This window comes from Rhodococcus sp. NPDC060086, from assembly GCF_042730275.1.
Classification (GTDB): domain Bacteria; phylum Actinomycetota; class Actinomycetes; order Mycobacteriales; family Mycobacteriaceae; genus Rhodococcus.
Genome location: NZ_JBHWWZ010000028.1, coordinates 1 through 19,099 on the forward strand (window position 1 = coordinate 1; position 19,099 = coordinate 19,099).

21 protein-coding genes and 1 pseudogene are annotated in these 19,099 nt (G+C 67.3%); 5 read left to right on the top strand and 17 right to left on the bottom strand.

The genetic code is table 11. The features are described from left to right. Nucleotides 1-66 precede the first annotated feature (66 nt). From pyk to ACFWB0_RS16075, 9 genes are all read right to left on the bottom strand, one after another. Nucleotides 67-1,488 carry a pyruvate kinase gene (gene pyk, locus ACFWB0_RS16035; protein ID WP_378491454.1) on the bottom strand — a complete coding sequence of 474 codons (1,422 nt, stop codon included), beginning with the start codon at nt 1,486-1,488 and terminating at the stop codon, nt 67-69. 76 nt (nt 1,489-1,564) lie between these two features. Beyond that, nucleotides 1,565-2,443, bottom strand: coding sequence for an NINE protein (locus ACFWB0_RS16040; protein WP_378491455.1), 879 nt, complete (start codon nt 2,441-2,443; stop codon nt 1,565-1,567). Then, complete coding sequence (gene lgt / locus ACFWB0_RS16045; RefSeq protein ID WP_378491456.1) at nt 2,440-3,498, bottom strand: prolipoprotein diacylglyceryl transferase; 1,059 nt, start codon at nt 3,496-3,498, stop codon at nt 2,440-2,442. Before lgt ends, ACFWB0_RS16040 begins: the two co-directional genes overlap by 4 nt. Further along, entirely contained in the window at nt 3,495-4,298 is an 804-nt protein-coding gene (trpA, locus tag ACFWB0_RS16050) for a tryptophan synthase subunit alpha (protein ID WP_378491457.1), read from the bottom strand. Before trpA ends, lgt begins: the two co-directional genes overlap by 4 nt. Beyond that, entirely contained in the window at nt 4,295-5,548 is a 1,254-nt protein-coding gene (gene trpB, locus ACFWB0_RS16055) for a tryptophan synthase subunit beta (protein WP_378491513.1), read from the bottom strand. Before trpB ends, trpA begins: the two co-directional genes overlap by 4 nt. A 138-nt stretch (nt 5,549-5,686) precedes the next feature. Further along, nucleotides 5,687-6,496: an indole-3-glycerol phosphate synthase TrpC gene (gene trpC, locus ACFWB0_RS16060; protein ID WP_378491458.1), complete on the bottom strand. Its 810-nt coding sequence runs from the start codon at nt 6,494-6,496 to the stop codon at nt 5,687-5,689. Nucleotides 6,497-6,586: 90 nt separating this feature from the next. Continuing rightward, a complete protein-coding gene (locus tag ACFWB0_RS16065; protein ID WP_378491459.1) occupies nt 6,587-7,303 on the bottom strand; it encodes a TIGR02234 family membrane protein in 717 nt (238 codons plus the stop codon). Continuing rightward, nucleotides 7,300-8,883 carry an anthranilate synthase component I gene (locus ACFWB0_RS16070; RefSeq protein ID WP_378491460.1) on the bottom strand — a complete coding sequence of 528 codons (1,584 nt, stop codon included), beginning with the start codon at nt 8,881-8,883 and terminating at the stop codon, nt 7,300-7,302. The genes ACFWB0_RS16065 and ACFWB0_RS16070 overlap by 4 nt, the downstream gene beginning before the upstream one ends. 65 nt (nt 8,884-8,948) lie before the next feature. Then, nucleotides 8,949-9,716 carry a dioxygenase gene (locus tag ACFWB0_RS16075; RefSeq protein ID WP_378491514.1) on the bottom strand — a complete coding sequence of 256 codons (768 nt, stop codon included), beginning with the start codon at nt 9,714-9,716 and terminating at the stop codon, nt 8,949-8,951. Nucleotides 9,717-9,864: 148 nt separating this feature from the next. Here ACFWB0_RS16075 and ACFWB0_RS16080 point away from each other — a divergent pair, with 148 nt between their 5' ends. After that, nucleotides 9,865-10,350, top strand: coding sequence for a MarR family winged helix-turn-helix transcriptional regulator (locus ACFWB0_RS16080; protein ID WP_378491461.1), 486 nt, complete (start codon nt 9,865-9,867; stop codon nt 10,348-10,350). Nucleotides 10,351-10,371: 21 nt separating this feature from the next. Continuing rightward, a complete protein-coding gene (locus ACFWB0_RS16085; RefSeq protein WP_378491462.1) occupies nt 10,372-11,010 on the top strand; it encodes a GNAT family N-acetyltransferase in 639 nt (212 codons plus the stop codon). A gap of 8 nt (nt 11,011-11,018) precedes the next feature. Here ACFWB0_RS16085 and ACFWB0_RS16090 read toward each other — a convergent pair. After that, nucleotides 11,019-11,210: pseudogene (locus ACFWB0_RS16090) on the bottom strand (4-oxalocrotonate tautomerase family protein); the annotation flags it as partial. 48 nt (nt 11,211-11,258) lie between these two features. Then, on the bottom strand, nt 11,259-12,107 hold the full coding sequence (locus tag ACFWB0_RS16095; protein ID WP_378491463.1) for a glycoside hydrolase family 19 protein: 849 nt from the start codon (nt 12,105-12,107) through the stop codon (nt 11,259-11,261). Between the two features lie 388 nt (nt 12,108-12,495). Between ACFWB0_RS16095 and ACFWB0_RS16100 the strand changes: the two genes are divergently transcribed. After that, entirely contained in the window at nt 12,496-12,714 is a 219-nt protein-coding gene (locus ACFWB0_RS16100) for a hypothetical protein (RefSeq protein ID WP_378491464.1), read from the top strand. A gap of 40 nt (nt 12,715-12,754) precedes the next feature. Here the strand turns inward: ACFWB0_RS16100 and hisI are convergent, their stop codons facing one another. Genes hisI through priA form a run of 4 tightly spaced genes read right to left on the bottom strand, consistent with a single transcriptional unit; the run spans nt 12,755 to nt 15,430 of the window. Beyond that, nucleotides 12,755-13,096, bottom strand: a complete 342-nt coding sequence (hisI, locus tag ACFWB0_RS16105) for a phosphoribosyl-AMP cyclohydrolase (RefSeq protein ID WP_378491465.1) — start codon at nt 13,094-13,096, stop codon at nt 12,755-12,757. Next, entirely contained in the window at nt 13,093-13,866 is a 774-nt protein-coding gene (hisF, locus tag ACFWB0_RS16110) for an imidazole glycerol phosphate synthase subunit HisF (RefSeq protein WP_378491466.1), read from the bottom strand. Before hisF ends, hisI begins: the two co-directional genes overlap by 4 nt. Next, complete coding sequence (locus ACFWB0_RS16115; protein ID WP_378491467.1) at nt 13,863-14,690, bottom strand: inositol monophosphatase family protein; 828 nt, start codon at nt 14,688-14,690, stop codon at nt 13,863-13,865. The genes hisF and ACFWB0_RS16115 overlap by 4 nt, the downstream gene beginning before the upstream one ends. 5 nt (nt 14,691-14,695) lie before the next feature. Then, nucleotides 14,696-15,430 carry a bifunctional 1-(5-phosphoribosyl)-5-((5-phosphoribosylamino)methylideneamino)imidazole-4-carboxamide isomerase/phosphoribosylanthranilate isomerase PriA gene (gene priA, locus ACFWB0_RS16120; protein WP_378491468.1) on the bottom strand — a complete coding sequence of 245 codons (735 nt, stop codon included), beginning with the start codon at nt 15,428-15,430 and terminating at the stop codon, nt 14,696-14,698. 195 nt (nt 15,431-15,625) lie between these two features. Here priA and ACFWB0_RS16125 point away from each other — a divergent pair, with 195 nt between their 5' ends. Together ACFWB0_RS16125 and ACFWB0_RS16130 are read left to right on the top strand one after the other, a co-directional pair. Next, on the top strand, nt 15,626-16,072 hold the full coding sequence (locus ACFWB0_RS16125) for a MaoC family dehydratase N-terminal domain-containing protein (RefSeq protein ID WP_378491469.1): 447 nt from the start codon (nt 15,626-15,628) through the stop codon (nt 16,070-16,072). Further along, nucleotides 16,069-16,506 (top strand): MaoC/PaaZ C-terminal domain-containing protein, encoded by a 438-nt coding sequence (locus tag ACFWB0_RS16130; RefSeq protein ID WP_378491470.1) that lies wholly within the window; start codon nt 16,069-16,071, stop codon nt 16,504-16,506. Before ACFWB0_RS16125 ends, ACFWB0_RS16130 begins: the two co-directional genes overlap by 4 nt. On the opposite strand, the gene helR is transcribed toward ACFWB0_RS16130, so the two are convergent. Continuing rightward, nucleotides 16,439-18,718, bottom strand: a complete 2,280-nt coding sequence (helR, locus tag ACFWB0_RS16135; protein WP_378491471.1) for an RNA polymerase recycling motor ATPase HelR — start codon at nt 18,716-18,718, stop codon at nt 16,439-16,441. The two genes, ACFWB0_RS16130 and helR, sit on opposite strands and share 68 nt — an antisense overlap. A 152-nt stretch (nt 18,719-18,870) precedes the next feature. Further along, nucleotides 18,871-19,053, bottom strand: coding sequence for a hypothetical protein (locus ACFWB0_RS16140; protein WP_378491515.1), 183 nt, complete (start codon nt 19,051-19,053; stop codon nt 18,871-18,873). Nucleotides 19,054-19,099 lie beyond the last annotated feature (46 nt).

Genomic DNA, 19,099 nt, shown 5'->3' on the forward strand with positions numbered 1-19,099 from the left:
GCTCGAGATCGAGCAGACCGAGGAGCACGTCGAGATCACCTGAGCGACCTCGTGACTCGGAGTCGGTCACCGACTGTCCTTCTCCCCCAAGCGGTGCACGTGGATGAGGTTCGTCGAACCGGAGCGTCCCGGAGGGGCACCGGCGACGATGACGACGAGGTCGCCGCGCTGATACCGGCCGAGCGACAGCAACGCCAGGTCGACCTGTTCGACCATCTGGTCGGTGGTGTCCACCGGTTCGACGGAGAACGTCTCGGTACCCCAGGTCAGGGTGAGCTGGTTGCGGATATGCGGAACCGGGGTGAACGCGAGCAGCGGCAGGTGGGTGTGCAATCGAGCGAGTCGACGGACCGTATCGCCGGACTGGGTGAACGCCACCAGCGCCTTCGCGTCGAGCCGCTCACCGATGTCACGCGCCGCGTAGGAGATCACACCGCGCTTGGTCCGTGGCACGTGAGTCAGAGCCGGCACGTCGGTCGAGTCCGACTCGACAGCGCCGACGATCCGCGCCATGGTCTTGACCGTCTCGATCGGGAACTTACCTACCGAGGTCTCGCCGGACAGCATCACCGCGTCGGCTCCGTCGAGCACCGCGTTGGCCACATCCGATGCCTCGGCGCGGGTGGGCCGGGAATTCTCGATCATCGACTCGAGCATCTGTGTCGCGACGATGACAGGCTTGGCGTTCTCCCTGGCGATCTGGATTGCGCGCTTCTGCACCAGCGGCACCTCCTCGAGCGGAAGCTCCACACCGAGGTCGCCGCGCGCCACCATCACCGCGTCGAAGGCCAGGACGACGGCCTCGAGGTTGTCGATCGCCTCCGGCTTCTCGAGCTTCGCGATGACCGGGAGACGACGTCCGACCCGGTCCATGATCTCGTGGACGAGTTCGATATCGGCAGGCGAGCGCACGAACGACAGTGCGATGAAGTCCACGCCGAGCTTCAAGGCGAACTCGAGGTCGGCGATGTCCTTCGCCGACAAGGCGGGGACGGACACGTTCATGCCGGGCAGAGACACACCCTTGTTGTTGCTGACCGGCCCGCCCTCGGTGACGCGGCACACCACGTCATTACCGTCGACGGATTCGACGACGAGACCGACCTTGCCGTCGTCGACGAGAAGTCGGTCGCCCGCGACGGCGTCCTCCGCAAGCTGCTTGTAGGTGGTCGACACCCGATCGTGCGTTCCCTCGACATCGTCGACGGTGATCCGCACGACGTCACCGTTTTCCCACACGGTGCGACCCTCGGCGAAACGGCCGAGCCGGATCTTGGGACCTTGCAGGTCGGCGAGGATTCCCACCGCGTTACCGGTGGCCTCGGCGGCCGCGCGTACCCGGTTGTAATGTCCCTCGTGGTCGGAGTGTTCTCCGTGGCTGAAGTTGAGTCGGGCCACGTTCATGCCTGCGTCGACGAGTTCTCGTAGAACGTCGGGATCGGCAGTTCCGGGGCCCATGGTGCAAACGATCTTGGTACGTCGGGTCACGGAACGAGCCTAGTCCCCTCGCTGCCGCGCCACCATTCCGGCACCGGCCGGTCGACGCGCACAGGACTCGGCGGCGTCACGGTTGCAGCGGACGCCCGTGATTGTCGCGAACCTTGCCGGTGAGCATCAGGATGCCGTCGATCAACGGCCAGATTCCACCGATACCGCACGTCAGCCATGTGACGGCAATCTGAGCGATGGCGATGCCGGGCTGATCGAGGTAGAAGCGTCCGGCGCCGAAGGCGCCCAGCAGGATCTCGAGGATGCCCGCCGTGACCTTGGACTTGTCGGAATACGGCTCGCCCGTATAGGGGTCGCGGCCGTACGGCGCAGACGGGTCGACGTATCCGGCCGGGGGGCCATAGCCGGGCGGCGGGCCATAGGCACCGTACGGCTGTCCGCCGTAGGGATCGGGCGACACGCCGAACTCGTTCGGTAGTGGGTACCCAGGGGCACCACCGGTCGGGTACTGCGTACCACCGGTCGGGTACTGCGGGTCGGGGGTGCCGTAGACCGGCCCCTGCGCGCCGTATTGCGGCGGTGTGTAGCCCTGCTGCGGGGCACTCGGATACGAGTGCGGCGCGCCGGCTCCGAACTCGGCGCTGCCGGGTGCCGGGTAGTCGGACTGCAGGTTCTCCGACGGCGGCGGGTAGCTCGGGGTGGTGCCCCACCCCGGCCCGTTGCCCACACCCGAGTAGGTGTCCCATCCCGGCCCCGGGGTGCCGACGGAGCCACCCAACGACTCCGGGGTCGGCGACTGCTCGGACAGCGACGCCTGTGCGGTCGCGTCGTAGTCGAAGGTCCGGCCGAATTCGTGGGTGGTCTCGGACGTGTTCTCCGCGGACGATGACGGCGGTGTGGGATCGGTCTGCTTTCGCAGATCCGGCTTGTCGACGGGATCGCGCCCCTCCGGGGCGCCCCGCTTGTCCGAGTTACCGGGATCGGGTGTGGTCACTTCTTCTCCCCCTTGCTCGTGCCGGACGTACCGTTTCCGACCTTACCGGCGGAGTCGGACTCGTCCGGATCCGCCGCCTGGTCGCGCTCCTTCGGCTCCTTCTGCCCGCCGTCGGCATCTTTCGCGTCGGTATTCGCCTCTGCGGTTGCCGCACCTTCTGCTGTAGCAACCTCGGCTTCCGCTGCACCCGGGTCGAGTGTCTCGGGTGCTTCCCTGCCCTTACGGGCGAAGATCACGTAGGCCACGGCGAGCACGAACACGATGCCCGAGGTGAAGCTGTTGATGCGGATACCCGCGATCTCGGTGGCGGTGTCGGCGCGCATGAGCTCGATCCAGAATCGGCCTGCACAGTAGCCGGCCACGTACAGCGCGAAGAGACGGCCGTGACCGATCGTGAACTTGCGATCGACGAGTACCAGCAGAATGACCACTGCCACGTTCCACAGCAGCTCGTACAGGAATGTCGGGTGGACGACGAACGCGACCACACCGGTCGACACTCCGTCGATCAGCCCCGGCGCACTCCGGCCCGCATCGTCGGCGCGCTCGTAGATCTCGAGACCCCAGGGCACGGTGGTCTCGCGACCGTACAGTTCCTGGTTGAACCAGTTTCCGAGCCGGCCGATGGCCTGGGCGAGCAGAATCGCCGGCGCGAGGGCGTCACCGAATGCCGGCAACGGGATACCCCGTCGACGGCAGCCTATCCACGCGCCGAGTGCGCCGAAGGCCACGGCGCCCCAGATCCCGAGGCCGCCCTCCCAGATCTTCAGAGCATCCATCGGGTCGGCGCCGTCACCGAAGTACTTCTGCCAGTCGGTTGCGACGTGATAGAGCCGGCCACCGATGAGGCCGAACGGCACTGCCCACACGGCGATGTCGAGGACCGTTCCTGCTTGCCCGCCGCGGGCGACCCAGCGGCGATCGCCCCACCAGATTGCGACGATGATGCCGACGATGATGCAGAGTGCGTAGGCGCGGAGGGCAAACGGTCCCACGTACCAGACACCTTGCGGTGGGCTGGGTAGGTAGGCCAGGACTGCTGCGGTCGAAGTCACGACGCCACGGTAGCGGAGCGTGCGCCCTTCGCGAGTTCCTGCGTCAGCGCGAGCAGGGCGTCACGGCCCTGAGCGACTGCGGTGACCAGCGCCGAACCGACGATGACCCCGTCGGCGTAGCCTGCGATCTCCGCTGCCTGGGCGCCGTTGCGGACACCGAGACCGACACCGACAGGGATGTCGGAGTGCAGGCGCGCCCGGGCCACAAGTTCGGGTGCGCGGTTGTCGACGACGTCGCGTGCACCGGTCACGCCCATCGTGGAGGTGGCGTAGACGAATCCGCGGCACTGCTCGAGGGTGTTCACGAGACGCTCGTTGGTCGACGACGGCGAGACGAGGAAGGTGCGTCCGAGTCCGTACTTGTCGGAGGCGGCAATCCAGTCTGCGGCCTCGTCGGGGATCAGGTCCGGGGTGATGATGCCGAGTCCGCCGGCGGCCGCGAGGTCGCGGGCGAAGTTCTCGACGCCGTACTTCATCACGAGGTTCCAGTAGGTCATGACCACGGCGGCACCACCGGCGGCGGTGATCGCCTCGACGGCGGTGAACACGTCGCGTACCCGCACGCCGTTCGCGATGGCCTCGAACGCCGCGTCCTGGATCGTGGTGCCGTCCATGACAGGGTCACTGTAGGGAATCCCGACCTCGATGAGGTCGCAGCCACCCTCGACGAGGGTCGTCATGGCCTCGAGGGACTTGTCGACCGTGGGGTATCCGACGGGCAGATATCCGACGAGCGCAGCACGCTTCTCGGCGCGGCAGGTCGCGAAGATCTCGGTGAGGCGTTCGTGCGGGGCACTCACTGCGCTGCTCCTTCGGTGCTGGTGTCGTTGTCTGCGGGGAGATACCCGAACCACTTGGCCGCGGTGTCGACGTCCTTGTCGCCGCGACCGGACAGGTTCACGAGAACGATCGCACCCGCACCGAGTTCGGGGCCGAGCTTCAGTGCACCTGCGACGGCGTGCGCCGACTCGATCGCGGGAATGATCCCCTCGGTGCGGCACAGCAGTCCGAACGCGTTCATCGCTTCGGTGTCGGTGATCGCACGGTACTCGGCGCGACCGGTGTCGTTGAGCCACGAATGTTCGGGGCCGACTCCGGGATAGTCGAGGCCCGCCGAGATCGAGTGCGATTCGATGGTCTGGCCGTCCTCGTCCTGCAGCAGATACGAATATGCGCCGTGCAGAGCCCCGTAGGTGCCACCTCCGATGGTCGCGGCATGACGGCCGGTCTCGACCCCGTCGCCGCCTGCTTCGAAGCCGACGAGCTTGACCGACGCGTCGTCGATGAAGGGGTGGAAGATTCCGATCGCGTTGGAGCCGCCGCCGACGCATGCGACGACCGCGTCGGGGAGACGGCCCGTCAGTTCGCGGACCTGCGCGCGCGCCTCGAGACCGATGATGCGCTGGAAGTCGCGGACCATCGCGGGGAACGGGTGTGGTCCGGCAGCGGTGCCGAAGCAGTAGTAGGTGTTGTCCGCGTTGGTGACCCAGTCGCGCATCGCCTCGTTGATCGCATCCTTGAGGGTGCGCGAGCCGGTCTTCGCCGCAATGACTTCGGCGCCGAGCAGGCGCATGCGGGCGACGTTGAGCGCCTGACGTTCGGTGTCGACCTCACCCATGTACACGCGGCATTCGAGCCCGAACAGGGCGCATGCGGTGGCGGTGGCGACGCCGTGCTGCCCGGCACCGGTCTCGGCGATCACGCGGGTCTTCCCCATGCGCTTGGCGAGCAACGCCTGACCCAGCACATTGTTGATCTTGTGCGAGCCGGTGTGGTTGAGGTCTTCGCGCTTGAGCAGGATGCGAGCCCCCCCGGCGTGTTCACTCAGGCGGGTGGCTTCGTAGACGGGCGACGGGCGCCCGGTGTAATCGCGCTGGAGCCTGTCGAGTTCGGTGAGGAACCCGGGATCGGTGCGCTCCTTCTCGAACGCCGCGGTGACCTCTTCGATGACCGCCATGAGCGCTTCGGGAACGTAGCGTCCGCCGAACGCTCCGAAATGACCTCGGGCATCGGGTTCATGTGCGGTCGAAGTCGAGACGGCTTCGCTCATGAGGGGAAGTCCGCGACCTTTGGCGGACAGTGCGGGATCGTCTGCAGTCACAGGTCCAGTCTGCCCCACCGGCGGCGTCAGTTCACCGCCGGGTTGCGCGGGTCCGTCCCCGGAGCGGGACGGACACGATGTCGGTGCTCAGCGCGCCGGTTTCGGGCACGACGGATGCGTGCCGACCGTGACCAGTTCCGCGACGGCCTGGCGCGGATCACCGCTGGTGACCAGGCCTTCACCCACAAGCACTGCGTCGGCCCCTGCCCCCGCGTAGGCGAGCAGGTCGGCCGGCCCACGAACGCCCGACTCGGCAATCTTGAGGACGTCGGAGGGTAGTCCCGGCGCGATTCGGCCGAAGGTGTTCTTGTCGACTTCGAGGGTCTTGAGGTTGCGCGCGTTGATCCCGATGACGCTGGCACCGGCTTCGAGCGCCCGGTCGGCCTCCTCCTCGGTGTGCGCCTCGACGAGCGCGGTCATCCCGAGGGACTCGACGCGTTCGATGAGCGAGTGCAGCACGGTCTGCTCGAGGGCAGCGACGATCAGCAGCACGATGTCGGCGCCGTGCGCGCGTGCCTCGTGGATCTGGTACGGGCCGACGACGAAGTCCTTGCGCAGCACGGGGATACGCACAGCGCGACGCACAGCGTCGAGATCGGCGAGGCTGCCGTGGAATCGGCGTTCCTCCGTCAGCACGCTGATCGCGCGAGCACCGCCGGCCTCGTATGCCTTGGCGAGCTCCGCCGGGTCTCCGATCTCGGCAAGCGCACCCTTCGACGGGCTTGCGCGCTTCACCTCGGCGATCACCGCGATACCCGGCTCGAGCAACGCTGCCTTGGCGTCGATCGGAGAGGGAGCGGCGGCCGCGGCGGCCTTGACGGAAGCGAAGTCGACAACCGCCTCCCGAGCGGCGACGTCTGCGCGCACTCCTTCGAGAATCGAGTCGAGAACTGTCATCGTGGCTCGAGTCCTTTCGCCCCATGTCAATCCCGATGTGATCAACTTCATCGGAAGTAGTGTCCAGCCTAGTCCGCCTCGCCACACCACTCAGCGGCGGGTCCCCGATTCGCCCGACTTCGTGTCGGGGTCGTCTTCGGCATCGTCGTCCTCGTGGTCGACCGTCGGATCGTGCCCCGCATCGATGCTGTCCCACAGGGTCCGCTCGGTCACCGGCTCATCGGCTTCGGCGTTACGGACAGCCGCCTCCCGGCGCGCCGCAGGAGCATCGTACTTCGACGACAGGCCGGCCTGTGCACTCGGTGCACGCCACAACACGACCGCCGCGGCAAGTGCCACACACGCGCCGACACCGGCGAGGATCGCGGGCAGCGGGAAAACATCGGTGGCCACCACTGTGGCTCGATCGGGCAGCTCGGCGACCTGTTGCGCGGTGCCCGGATCCACCCCGGAGGTGAACAACTGCACCACCGGAATCGCCGCGGCCACCGCCACGAGTGCCACCGCGCCGGCCACGATCCGCACCGCACGGCCACGCACCGCGAATGCCGCAGCCACTGCTGCGAGCAGCGCCAAGGCGAGCGGGGTGGTCGCGGCAGCCCAGGTGCCGCCGTCCAGGTCGGTGATCCGGTCGGTGCCGAGACCATCGGCCGAGTCCACCTGTACCCAGGTCATACGGCTCGATGCCCACAGCGCTGCGGCCGCGACGACGAGGAGTACCGCGGCAAGCGCGGTCGATCGTCGCCGCACCGGCCGGGTCGAGTCGTCGGCTGTGGGTTCCGACTGGGTGGGTTCCGGGTCTGTCACTCGGCGTCGCCTCCGTACGGGGTCAGGGTGGCCGCGGCGGCGACCGCGGCGAGCGCGGACATGGCCTTGTTCCGCGCCTCGGCGTCCTCGGCCTCGGGTACCGAATCGGCGACCACGCCCGCACCGGCCTGCACGTAGGCCACCCCGTTCTTGACGAGGGCGGAACGGATCGCGATCGCAGTGTCGGCGTCGCCGGCGAAGTCGAGGTATCCGACGATCCCACCGTAGATGCCGCGGCGGGTCGGTTCGAGTTCCTCGATGAGTTCCATCGCCCGCACCTTGGGTGCGCCCGACAGGGTTCCCGCGGGGAAGCACGCGGTCACGGCATCGAGGGCGTGCTTGCCGTCGGCGAGGCGCCCGGTGACCTTCGACACCAGGTGCATGACGTGGCTGTAGCGCTCGATGTGCCGGTAGTCGTGCACCTTGACGGTGCCGGGCTCACAGACACGTCCCAGATCATTGCGGCCGAGATCGACGAGCATGAGGTGTTCGGCGTTCTCCTTCTCGTCGGCGATGAGGTCCTTCTCGAGAAGGATGTCCTCCTCTTCGTCCTTACCGCGCCAGCGGGTGCCTGCGATGGGGTGTGTGGTGGCGACACCGTCGACGACCGTCACGAGCGCTTCGGGGCTGGATCCGACGATCGAGAACGCCGTCCCGCCGTCGGCGTCCGGGATGTGGAGCAGGAACATGTACGGGCTCGGGTTCGAGGCGCGCAGCATCCGGTACACGTCGAACGGTTCTGCCTCACAATCGATTTCGAATCGCTGCGAGAGCACCACCTGGAATGCCTCACCGGCTTCGACGTCACCGATGAGCTTACGCACGTCGGTGCAGAACGAGTCGGTGGTGCGCTGACGCCGGTAGTCGGGCTCAGGCTTCGAGAAGGTGGCGACGGTCGACGACGCAGGAACGGCCAGGTCGGCTGTCATGCGGTCGAGGCGCGCGACGGCGTCTTCGTAGGCCTCGTCCACGCGTTCGTCGGAGCCGTCCCAGTTGACTGCGTTCGCGATCAGCCAGATCGTGCCCTCGTGATGGTCCACAGCGGCGAGATCGGTCGCGAGCAACATGACCATCTCGGGGACCTGCAGGTCGTCGGCCGCGAGCGAGGGCAACTTCTCCAGATGACGGACGATGTCGTAGCCCAGATACCCGACCATGCCTCCGGTGAGCGGCGGCAGGCCGTGAATTCGGTCGGTGTGCAATAGCGCAAGGGTCTCGTCGAGCACGTCGATCGGGTTTCCGCCGGCAGGAGCCCCCGCGGGTACGTGGCCGAACCATGCGGCCTCACCGTCGACGACCGTCAACGCCGCGGGGCTCCCTGCGCCGATGAACGACCAGCGCGACCACGACCGTCCGTTCTCTGCGGATTCCAGCAGGAACGTGCCGGGCCGGTCGGCCGCAAGCTTCCGGTACGCCGACAGTGGGGTCTCCGCGTCGGCCAGCACCTTGCGGGTCACCGGGACCACGCGATGCTCGGCCGCGAGCAGCCGGAACTGTTCCCGGGAGGTGGTGGAGTCCGACCACCCCCCGGCGGACGTGGTCGTGGTGGCTGCGGGAATGGTGGTGGGCTCGCCGGACATGGGCTCATCATCCCAGGCACCGCGGCAGCAGGCTCAGCCGCGGGTCGCCGGGCGCGTCGGCAGTCCTACGCGACCTGGAAGGAGCGCTTTGCCAAACCGAGCCAGAAGCCGTCGACGACCTGGTCGGGTTGCTGTCCGGGGTCGCTGGACGCACCGAGGGTCACGAACAGTGGCGCGAAGTGCTCGGTGGACGGGTGGGCGTACGGCATCCCCGGTGCACGGCGCTCGAAGTCGAGCAGGGTGTCGATGTCGCCGGCGGCGAGATTCTCGGCAACCCAGTGGTCGAACTCTGCGGACCAGCTCGGCGCGGGTGCCTCCGGGCGCATGTCGCGCAGGAACGGCAGGCCGTGGGTGGTGAATCCCGACCCGATGATCAACACACCTTCGTCGCGTAGCGGGCGCAGTCGCTCGCCCAGGGCCAGCAGGCGCGCGGGGTCGAGGCTCGGCAGCGAGATCTGCAGCACGGGGATGTCGGCGCCGGGGTACATCACGGTGAGTGGGACGTAGGCACCGTGATCGAGACCACGGTGGGGCTGCTGCACCACCGGCTCGTCGTCGGGCATCAGGGCCGCGACCTTGCGGGCCAGATCGGGCGCACCCGGCGACGCGTAGGTGACTTCGTAGAAGCGACGCGGGAACCCACCGAAGTCGTACACCAGGGGCGTTCCGGTGGCGGTCGCGCCGATGGTGAGCGGGGCCGACTCCCAGTGAGCGGAGACGATGAGGATCGCCGTGGGGCGCGGCAGGTTCGACGCCCACGCCTCCAACTGGGACACCCACAGCTCGCTGTCGACGAGGGGCGGGGCGCCATGACTGACGAACAGGGCGGGCATCGCGTTCACAACATCTCCTTATGTTGAAGCTTCAAGTACCATACAGGAACGCCACTGTGAACCGATTCCATTCCCCACCTCCCGACACGACACTCCGGTTTGACACGCTGGCACCGTCACAACGGCACGAAGAGAGGCTTGTTCGACCATGAGCAGCGACGAACCCCGGTGGCTCGACGAGCACCAGCAGAAGGCCTGGCGTTCGCTCGTGGCAGTGATCACGCGGTTGCCTGCAGCGCTGGACACACAGATGCAGCGCGACGCCGACCTCACCCACTTCGAGTACTTCGTCCTCGCCGTGCTGTCCGAGGCCCCGGATCGCCGCCTGCAACTGTCCGCCCTTGCCGCAGACGCCAACGCGTCTCTGTCCCGGCTCTCACACGTCATCACCCGACTCGCCAAGCGCGGCTGGGTCTGCCGCGAAGCGATCCCGCACAGCCGCGGGTCCTATGCGGTCCTCACCGACGACGGATACGCCAAGGTCGCCGAGACCTCACCGGGGCATGTCGAGACGGTACAGCGACTCGTCTTCGACGGTCTCGACGACGACCAGGTGAGCACCCTCGAAACCGTGGGAACCGCGTTGCTCACCCAACTCGACAAGGGCATCGCCGAGGGCACCGGGAAGGCCTGAGTGCTGATATAGCATGACCGAATGCGAGTTCGGGGATTCGACGACCACGACCGAACCGAGTTGCGCGCCTTGTTCGCACGCGCAGGACGAGACTCCCCCACCGAATCACTGTGGGGGCACATCGATTCCGAAGCGGCGGTCTACCTCGATCCGTACATGGACCTCGAACCCGCGTCGCTGTTTGTCGCAGAGCACGACGGGGCGCTCGTCGGCTACCTCACCGGATGCGTCGACACCGAGGCGTTCCCCAGTGAGGACACACGCATCACCGAGTCCCTCCGTCGACACCGACCGTTTCGGAGCAGACAGGCGGCTGCGTTCTTCGGCCGCAGCATGATCGACGCCGCCGCAGCCACGCTCCGCAGGACGCCGACGGCAGGCGACGTCCACGATCCACGGTGGCCGGCACACCTGCACATCAACGTCGCACCGGAAGCGCGCGGAACCGGTGCCGCCACCGGACTGATGGACGCCTGGTTCGATCGCCTTCGCACCGAGCAGGTGCCCGGATGCCATCTACAAACATTGGTCGAGAACGCGAGGGCCGCAAGGTTCTTCGAGCGGATGGGATTCACCCCGCATGGTGCGACTCCGCCCGTCCCCGGGCTGCGCTACCGGGGTGCCCGGGTGCATCAACTCACCATGGTCCGATCATTCTGACGGGCGACCTACCCGAGAGGTGTGCCGCCGACACCCCAGTTCTCGCGCGGAACCTCGGTGATCGTCACCCACACCGATGACGGGTTCTTGTCTGCCGCGTCGGCGTAGGCACGGGTGACCTCGGCGATCACCGCCGCCTTCTGCTCGTCGGTGAGGCCGGGAGTCTGGCTGATCTGGATCAAAGGCATGGACGCACTGTATCCACAGCGGGGAGCTGTGACGACGCGCCGTGGCGATGTGCAGGTGGGCTACGGTGCGAGCAGCACGTTCAAGCCTCGCTCGAAATCGGCGATGCGCCGCGACAGGGCGTGGTGACCACCGTTGACGAGTTCCGACACCCGGACGATCCCTACTGTGTCTGCGACATTGTTGAGGTCGCGCGACGTCCAGTACCAGGCAGCGGTGGTGAAGGCGTTCTCCGGCGCGGCGAGCAACTCGGGGTGCGCGACGAAGTCCACCCCCGTGTGCTGACTCAGCTTCTCGTAGTTGTGGCGGCCGGTGATCTGGATTGCGCCGCGACCCTTGTAGCGCTCGCCGTCTCCGGGATGGGTGTTGCCCAGGTCGGCCCGGCCTTCGTAGGCACGACCGGAGGCGTACTCCTCGAAGGTCCGGAAGGAATCGGACTCGACGGCGAGTTGCGCGATGAACGCCGCCTGTCGGACCGGGTTGTCGATGCCGTTGTGCGTCATCGCGGCATTCAGCGGAGCGATGTACTGCTCGATCTTCTCGGCCGGAATCCCCGGCACGATGTGCCGCAGATCGTCGGGGGTGACGGCGGGCGGCGCAGGCTCGGGGTCCGGAGCGGCAGCAGGGGCGGGCTCCGGCGTGCCGACGGGTGCGTCCGGGGACTCGACCGAGGCGGACAGTGCAAACCCCTCCGCGTCGGTCCACGCTTCCGAGGGAAGACCGGGCAACTCCAACGCCATGAGCAGACTGCCGGGTTCCTTGTACCGGGTGAACACCGAAGCCACGGCATCGGCGTGAGCCGCCGTACGGGCGTGGGCATCGGACGTACCGACGACAGCGGTGGTAGCCGCGCTGATCAGGGCTGCGGCGGCGATCGCGACACGGATATGACGCGAATGTGAAATAGACATGGGTCGTGCTCCAAGATTCGACCGAGTTCGATTCGGCCTCCGATATGGGGGCCACACGCGTCTACCGAAGGAGGTCGTACATCCCTGACGGATCACAATTCAGCGGCCTTGAGGTCACAACCAGGTAACGCCGCAGGTTGGGCGTCTTCAAGCGATCGTGCCCGATACCACTTCAGTCCGATGCCTACGATCCGGATCACATCGCCTGCCGAACCGGCGCTTCAGAGTCTGAGGCAGCACGGCCCGCCGACCCCTCACCGCGACAACCCGGCACACCCGCACGCCCGCACGGAGCCGGCCGAATCGACACGCGATATCACTTGCACTACAACATAATTCGAAGACAACTCCGGGAATGCCGAGAACTCCCCGAGGGTCGCCTGCGGGGATGATCCGGGCACATTCCGCCCCCGGCCCACCCGGCAAGAAGCCCGGCACCATCGAGATCCTCGACGGCGGAACCGCGACCGTCCTGTGTCATATCACACAGATCAAGTGCCGCACGGTCATGATCTGTCACCACGGGGAATGGCGTGCCGCGCCACGCCTCAGCGGGCTTCGCACGACGAACGCGCCCGACCGCCGCGGCGCGGACGGTCGGGCGTGATTCTCCGAGAAGTTTCTTCTCCGACTACAGCGGCACGTCGCTACAGCAGCACGTCGGTGTCGAAGCACGTATGCGTGCCCGTGTGGCATGCCGCACCGACCTGGTCGACGACCAGCAATACGGTGTCGCCGTCGCAGTCGAGGCGCACCTCGTGCACGTACTGGGTGTGCCCCGACGTCTCGCCCTTGACCCAGTACTGGTTGCGGGACCGCGAGAAGTAGGTGGCCTTGCGGGTGGCGAGGGTGCGCGCGAGCGCCTCGTCGTCCATCCACGCCATCATCAGAACCGCGCCGGTGGCCTTCTCCTGCACGACCGCGGCGAACAGCCCGGCCTCGTTGCGCTTGAGTCGGGCCGCAATCTCCGGCTTCAGGATGTCACTCATCGGACCACGATCCCTTCCGCGCGCATCGCGTCCTTGACCTGCCCGATCGTGAGTTCACGGAAGTGGAACACACTCGCCGCGAGCACAGCGTCCGCACCTGCATGCACGGCAGGCCCGAAGTGCTCGACGGCGCCGGCGCCGCCCGAGGCGATCACGGGAACGTGCACCGCGGCGCGCACGGATTCGATCATCTTCAGGTCGAACCCGGCCTTGGTGCCGTCGGCGTCCATCGAATTGAGGAGAATCTCCCCCACTCCGAGTTCCGCGCCGCGCCGCGCCCATTCGACCGCGTCGATACCTGTGCCGCGGCGACCACCGTGGGTGGTGACCTCCCAACCCGACGGGGTGGGCTCCTGCCCGTCCGGAACCGTGCGGGCGTCGACGGACAACACGATGCACTGGGAACCGAACCGCTCCGACATCTCGCGCAGCACGTCCGGGCGCGCGATCGCGGCGGTGTTCACCGAGACCTTGTCGGCGCCCGCGCGCAACAGCCGGTCGACGTCGTCGACAGTTCGGACCCCGCCGCCGACGGTGAGCGGGATGAAGACCTGCTCGGCGGTGCGGGTGACGACGTCGAGCATCGTGCCGCGATCACCGCTCGAGGCAGTCACGTCGAGGAAGGTCAGTTCGTCGGCGCCCTGGGCGTCGTAGAGAGCAGCGAGCTCGACGGGGTCGCCGGCGTCGCGGAGGTTTTCGAAGTTGACTCCCTTGACGACCCGTCCGGCGTCGACGTCGAGGCAGGGGATCACTCGCACGGCGAGCGTCATCGGGATTCTCCTTCTGAACGAGACTCCGTCCTCACGGATCTCAGAATATCCAATATTTCATCGTGAATGCCGGGCGCTGCCGCGAGTACGGATCCGCACCCGATGCGCCACGGCTTGCCTTCGAAGTCGGTGGCGATCCCACCGGCCGCGCGGACGAGCGCAACCCCCGCGCAATTGTCCCAGGGATGGTGACCGAACACGACCGCGCCACCGAGCGCCCCCGACGCGGTGTAGGCGAGGTCGATGCCCGTCGAGCCGTGCATGCGCAGTCGAGCGACCCGCCGGCTCAATTCGGTGATGACGGACAGGCGGGTGCGTCCGGGAACGCGGCCGCGACTGTCGACGTCGAAACTTCCGACGGCGACCATGTGGTCTTCGAGCCGTTGGGGCTCGAGCCGCTTGCGGGGCTCGCCGTTGAACAACAGCGGGCCGTCGACCACCGCGGAGAACTTGTGACCGATCAGCGGCATCCACGTCAGTCCCACTACCGGTTCGCCGTCCTGGACGAGCGAGAGCAGGATGCACGCGGTCGGGAGTCCGGCCGAATAGTTGACGGTGCCGTCGATGGGGTCGAGCAGCCACACGGCGCCACTGCTTGTCGACGGTCCCCCGAACTCCTCCCCGTGCACGGGGATACCCGTGCGGTCGGAGAGTTCACCGCTGATGCGACGTTCGAGTTCGAGGTCGAGGTCGGTGGCGAAGTCGTTGCGCCCCTTGTCAACCGACCGCGGTGCTCCGTGGCCGGTGACGAACCGTTCGGACACACCGTCGAGCACCTCGCTCGCCACAGCGAGGAGGTGCTCGCGGTCCGTGTTCGCGGTCATGGACGTCAGCGCGAGACCGCGTCGAGTGCTTCGGGAAGGGTGAAACGGCCTGCGTAGAGCGCCTTGCCGATGATCGCGCCTTCGATCCCTTCGTCGACGAGCGTGGCGATCGCGCGCAGATCGTCGACGGTGGAGACGCCGCCGGAGGCAACGACAGGGGCGTCGGTGGCGTTGCACACCGAGCCGAGGAGATCGAGGTTCGGCCCGCTGAGAGTGCCGTCCTTGGTGACGTCCGTGACGACGTAGCGGGAGCATCCTTCGCTGTTGAGGCGTTCGAGCGTCTCCCACAGATCGCCGCCGTCGGACACCCAGCCGCGCCCGCGGAGGCGCCATTCACCGTCGATGAGCTTGACGTCGAGGCCGACGGCGATGCGGTCGCCGTACTCGCCGATGACGCGTGCGCACCACTCGGGGTTCTCGATGGCGGCAGTGCCGAGATTCACCCGCGCGCAACCGGTCGCGAGGGCCGCAGCGAGGGTGGCGTCGTCGCGGATGCCACCGGACAGTTCGACCTTGACGTCGAGTTCACCGACGACCTGCGCGATGAGCTCACGGTTGTCGCCGCGACCGAAGGCCGCGTCGAGATCGACCAGGTGTACCCATTCGGCACCGGCGCTCTGCCATTCGAAGGCGGCGTCGCGCGGGGAACCATAGCCGGTTTCACTGCCCGCCTCTCCCTGGACGAGGCGAACTGCTTCACCGTTGGCAACGTCGACTGCAGGCAAAAGGACCAGGCTCACTGGGCCTACAGTAGTGCCTGCCTCGACGATGCCCGAAAACGGTGTCGTTCGCGCGGCGGGTCGGCGTGGTGCGGGGTTCGACATCCGAGGTAACGAGGATGTTCCACGCTCCTGCCGCGCGTTCGCGCAGCGATTGTCGGCGGCAACGGATGATTCCGGCACCGACCCGGCCTCACACCCCGATAAGCTCGGCGGATGGCACCACTGAACCCTGATCTCGCAGGTCGGGTCTTCCCACCGACGAACTATCTCGTCGGCCGCGAGAAGATCCGTGAATTCGCCCGCGCCGTACGCTCGACGAACCCGCTCCATCATGACGTCGAGGCGTCCCGCGCAGCCGGGTTCACCGACGTGGTCGCACCACCGACCTTCAGCACCGTGGTGTTGGGTCCCGCCGTGACCCAGCTGATGGAATCCCCCGGCACCGGCATCGAGCTGCACCGGGTCGTCCACGGCTCGGAGAAGATCGAGTACTCCAGGCCCATCGTCGCCGGCGACGATCTGTCGACGACGTTGACGATCGTCGACGTCTCCGAACGCGCGGGAAATTCGTTCCTCTCGACAGTCTGTGAGGTCTGCGACGAGACCGGCGCGCTGGTTGCGACAGTGACCTCCAGCTTCCTGCATCGAGGTGACGCATGAGCCCGTCCACCCGCCGCGAATTCGGCGACCTCGAGATCGGTGCGGTCGTCGCCAAGGCCGAACCGAAGATCACCCGCGACGACCTGGTGCGCTATGCGGGTGCATCGGTCGATCTGAATCCGATCCACTACAACGACGTCACCGCTGCCGAGGTCGGCCTCCCCGGGGTGCTCGCGCACGGAATGCTCACCGCAGCCCTGGCGCTGGAGGTCGTGGTGGAGTGGATCGGCGATCCCACCGCGGTGATCTCGTACGAGACGCGGTTCACGCGACCCGTCGTCGTCGATGCGGTCGACGGCGCGACCCTGTCGATCTCCGCCAAGGTCGCCCGACTCGATCCCGCCGAGCGCACCGCGCGGATCGACCTCACGGTGAGCTACGAGGGGCGCACCGTTCTCGGGAAGACCCAGGCACAGGTTCGGTTCGCGTCCTGACCCGAGCTTCGGTCGCGGTCATTGCGTGCGGAGTCCTGTCCGCGAGTCCGGACAGGGCTTCCGGTAACGGCCCGCGGTGCAGGACGCCGAGACGTTGGGTGGCGCGAGTCAGCGCGACATACAGTTCCGCCGCCCCACGTGGCCCGTCGGCGAGGATGCGGTCGGGTTCGACGACGAGGACGGCGTCGAACTCGAGTCCCTTGGTTTCCGATGCGGGCACCGCTCCGACGACGTCCGGCGGTCCGATCACGATGCTCGTGCCGTCCCGGCCGGCCTCGTCCCGCACGAATTCTTCTATCGCCGAGCTCATGTCGCCGCTCACGGACCTCGACCAGGGCGTCACCCCTGACGCGCGTACGGAGTCCGGCGGTGCGATGCCGGGCGCGAACTCGGCGAGCACCCCGGCGGCGACGGCCATGATCTCGGCGGGCGTCCGGTAGTTCACGCTCAACGAGCGGTACACCCACCGACCGGGTACGTACGGGTCGAACATCTCGCCCCACGATGCCGCGCCCGCAGCGGATCGGCGCTGCGCGAGATCGCCGACAATCGTGAAGGATCGTCCCGGGCAACGCCGCATCAGCACACGCCAGTCCATCTCGGACAGTTCCTGGGCTTCGTCGACGACGACGTGCCGATAGGTCCACTCCCGGTCGGCGGTAGCGCGTTCGGCGAGGGTCCGGGTGTCGCGCTCGACGAAGCGCCCCGCCAGGTCGGATCCGAAGAGCATGTCCTGGGCAAAGAGGTGGTCCTCGTCGTCCATGTGGTCTTCACGGTTCACCAGAACGTCCAGCACGCCCTCGGCGTACGCGACCTCGGCCGCGAGTTCGCGTTCCGCGGTGTCGTCGACGGGCCCGGCACGTCCCAGCAGATCGACGAGTTCGTCGAGCAGCGGTACATCGGAAATCGTCCATGCGTCGCCGTCCGCCCGCCACAGGACCGGATCGGCGCCGGCCGCGCGGAGCCGTTCGCGCGAGGTGTAGAGCTGGGACAGCAACTCCTCCGGTGTCAGGAGCGGCCAGAGTTCGTCGAGCGCCGCCGTGAACCGGTCGTGCTCCGCGAGTTCCGCACTCAGGTCCGATCGCATGTCCTCCCATGCCTGCGTGTCCGATCGGTCCAGCCACCCGCGACCGATCCGTGCGATTGCCCGCTCGGTGAGTACCCACGTGACGATCTCAGTGAAGACCGCACGTGCGTCGTTGTGTGGGAGTCCACTGGCCCGCGCTTCCTCGATCGCCCATTGGGCGGTCTCGGCATCGATCCGCACCGTGACGTCGGTCAATTCGATCATGATCGGGCCGAGCGGCTGCCGCTGCCGGTCGGCGATCGCTGCCGCGAGCACATCGAGAATTTTCGATGCTCCTTTGAGCCGCGCCACGTCCGGTGCGTCCTCTGCCGTGACCTGCAGCCCGGGAACGAGGTCGCCCGTGGTCGTGAACACCACGTCGGTCTCGCCGAGTGACGGGAGCACACGACCGATGTGCTGCAAGAACGCCGGGTTGGGGCCGACGACGAGCACACCGTGGCGTTCCATCTGCTCACGCTGTGCGTAGAGAAGGTAGGCAACTCGGTGCAGCGCCACCACGGTCTTGCCGGTACCGGGGCCGCCCTCGATCACCAGCACTCCCGGATGGTCGAGGCGGATGATCTCGTCCTGTTCGGCCTGGATCGTCGCCACGATGTCGCGCATGCCGTCGCCGCGCGGCGCGGTGACCGCGGCAAGCAGGGCCGCGTCTCCGGTCTCGCCGTCCGACGGCCGGCCGAGTGATTCATCGGTGAAGTCGACGAGATCCCTTCCACCGGTGTGGAACTGGCGTCGTCGGCGCATACCTTCGGGGTTCGCGGCGGTGGCGACGTAGAACGGTCGCGCGGCCGGCGCACGCCAGTCGAGTAACAGCGACTCGTAGTCGTTCTTCTCGTCGAGGATCCCGATCCGCCCGATGTAGGAGCACTCACCCGAATCCGCGTCCAACCGTCCGAAACACAACCCGTTATCGGCCACGTCCAGCCGCTCGACCGCTCGCGCCTGCGAACGCACCTCGATGTCGCGTTCCATCGGGGAGGTCCCGTTTCCACGCATTGCCGCCACGTAGCGGGCCTTCGCATCACTGCGCTCCGCGTCGAGCCGGGTGTAGAGGCTCGCCACGTAGCTGCGTTCGAACCGAAGTTCTTCCTCGTGCTGCTGATCAGTGTGTGGTCCGTCGACCGACATGTATCCCTCGCCCTCTCCCGGCCGAACGATGCCGTGATGTGCACAGCTTCGGGCCAGGACGACGATTGTGGGGCATGCGCGGGGGCTTGCCGCAAGCCCCGGGGTCGGATATACGTTGAAGGTGGAAGGAGTTGTTCCCCTTCCCACGGCCGTCACGTCGAGCCGGAGCCGAACGCTTTCCGGGTCATCCGCTTGGACACGATTCCCATCGCGACGATCGCGCCCACGACCCCGGCCAGTGCGACGATCAGTCCGATCACCGGTTCCGGTCGCAGCACCACGATCACGAGGGTGGCGACGAGCAGCACCGCCGCAGCCGAGCCGAGCGACGCCATTGCAAGCTTGCCGATCGAGAGGTCCCCGGTCGGCTCGTCGCTCTCC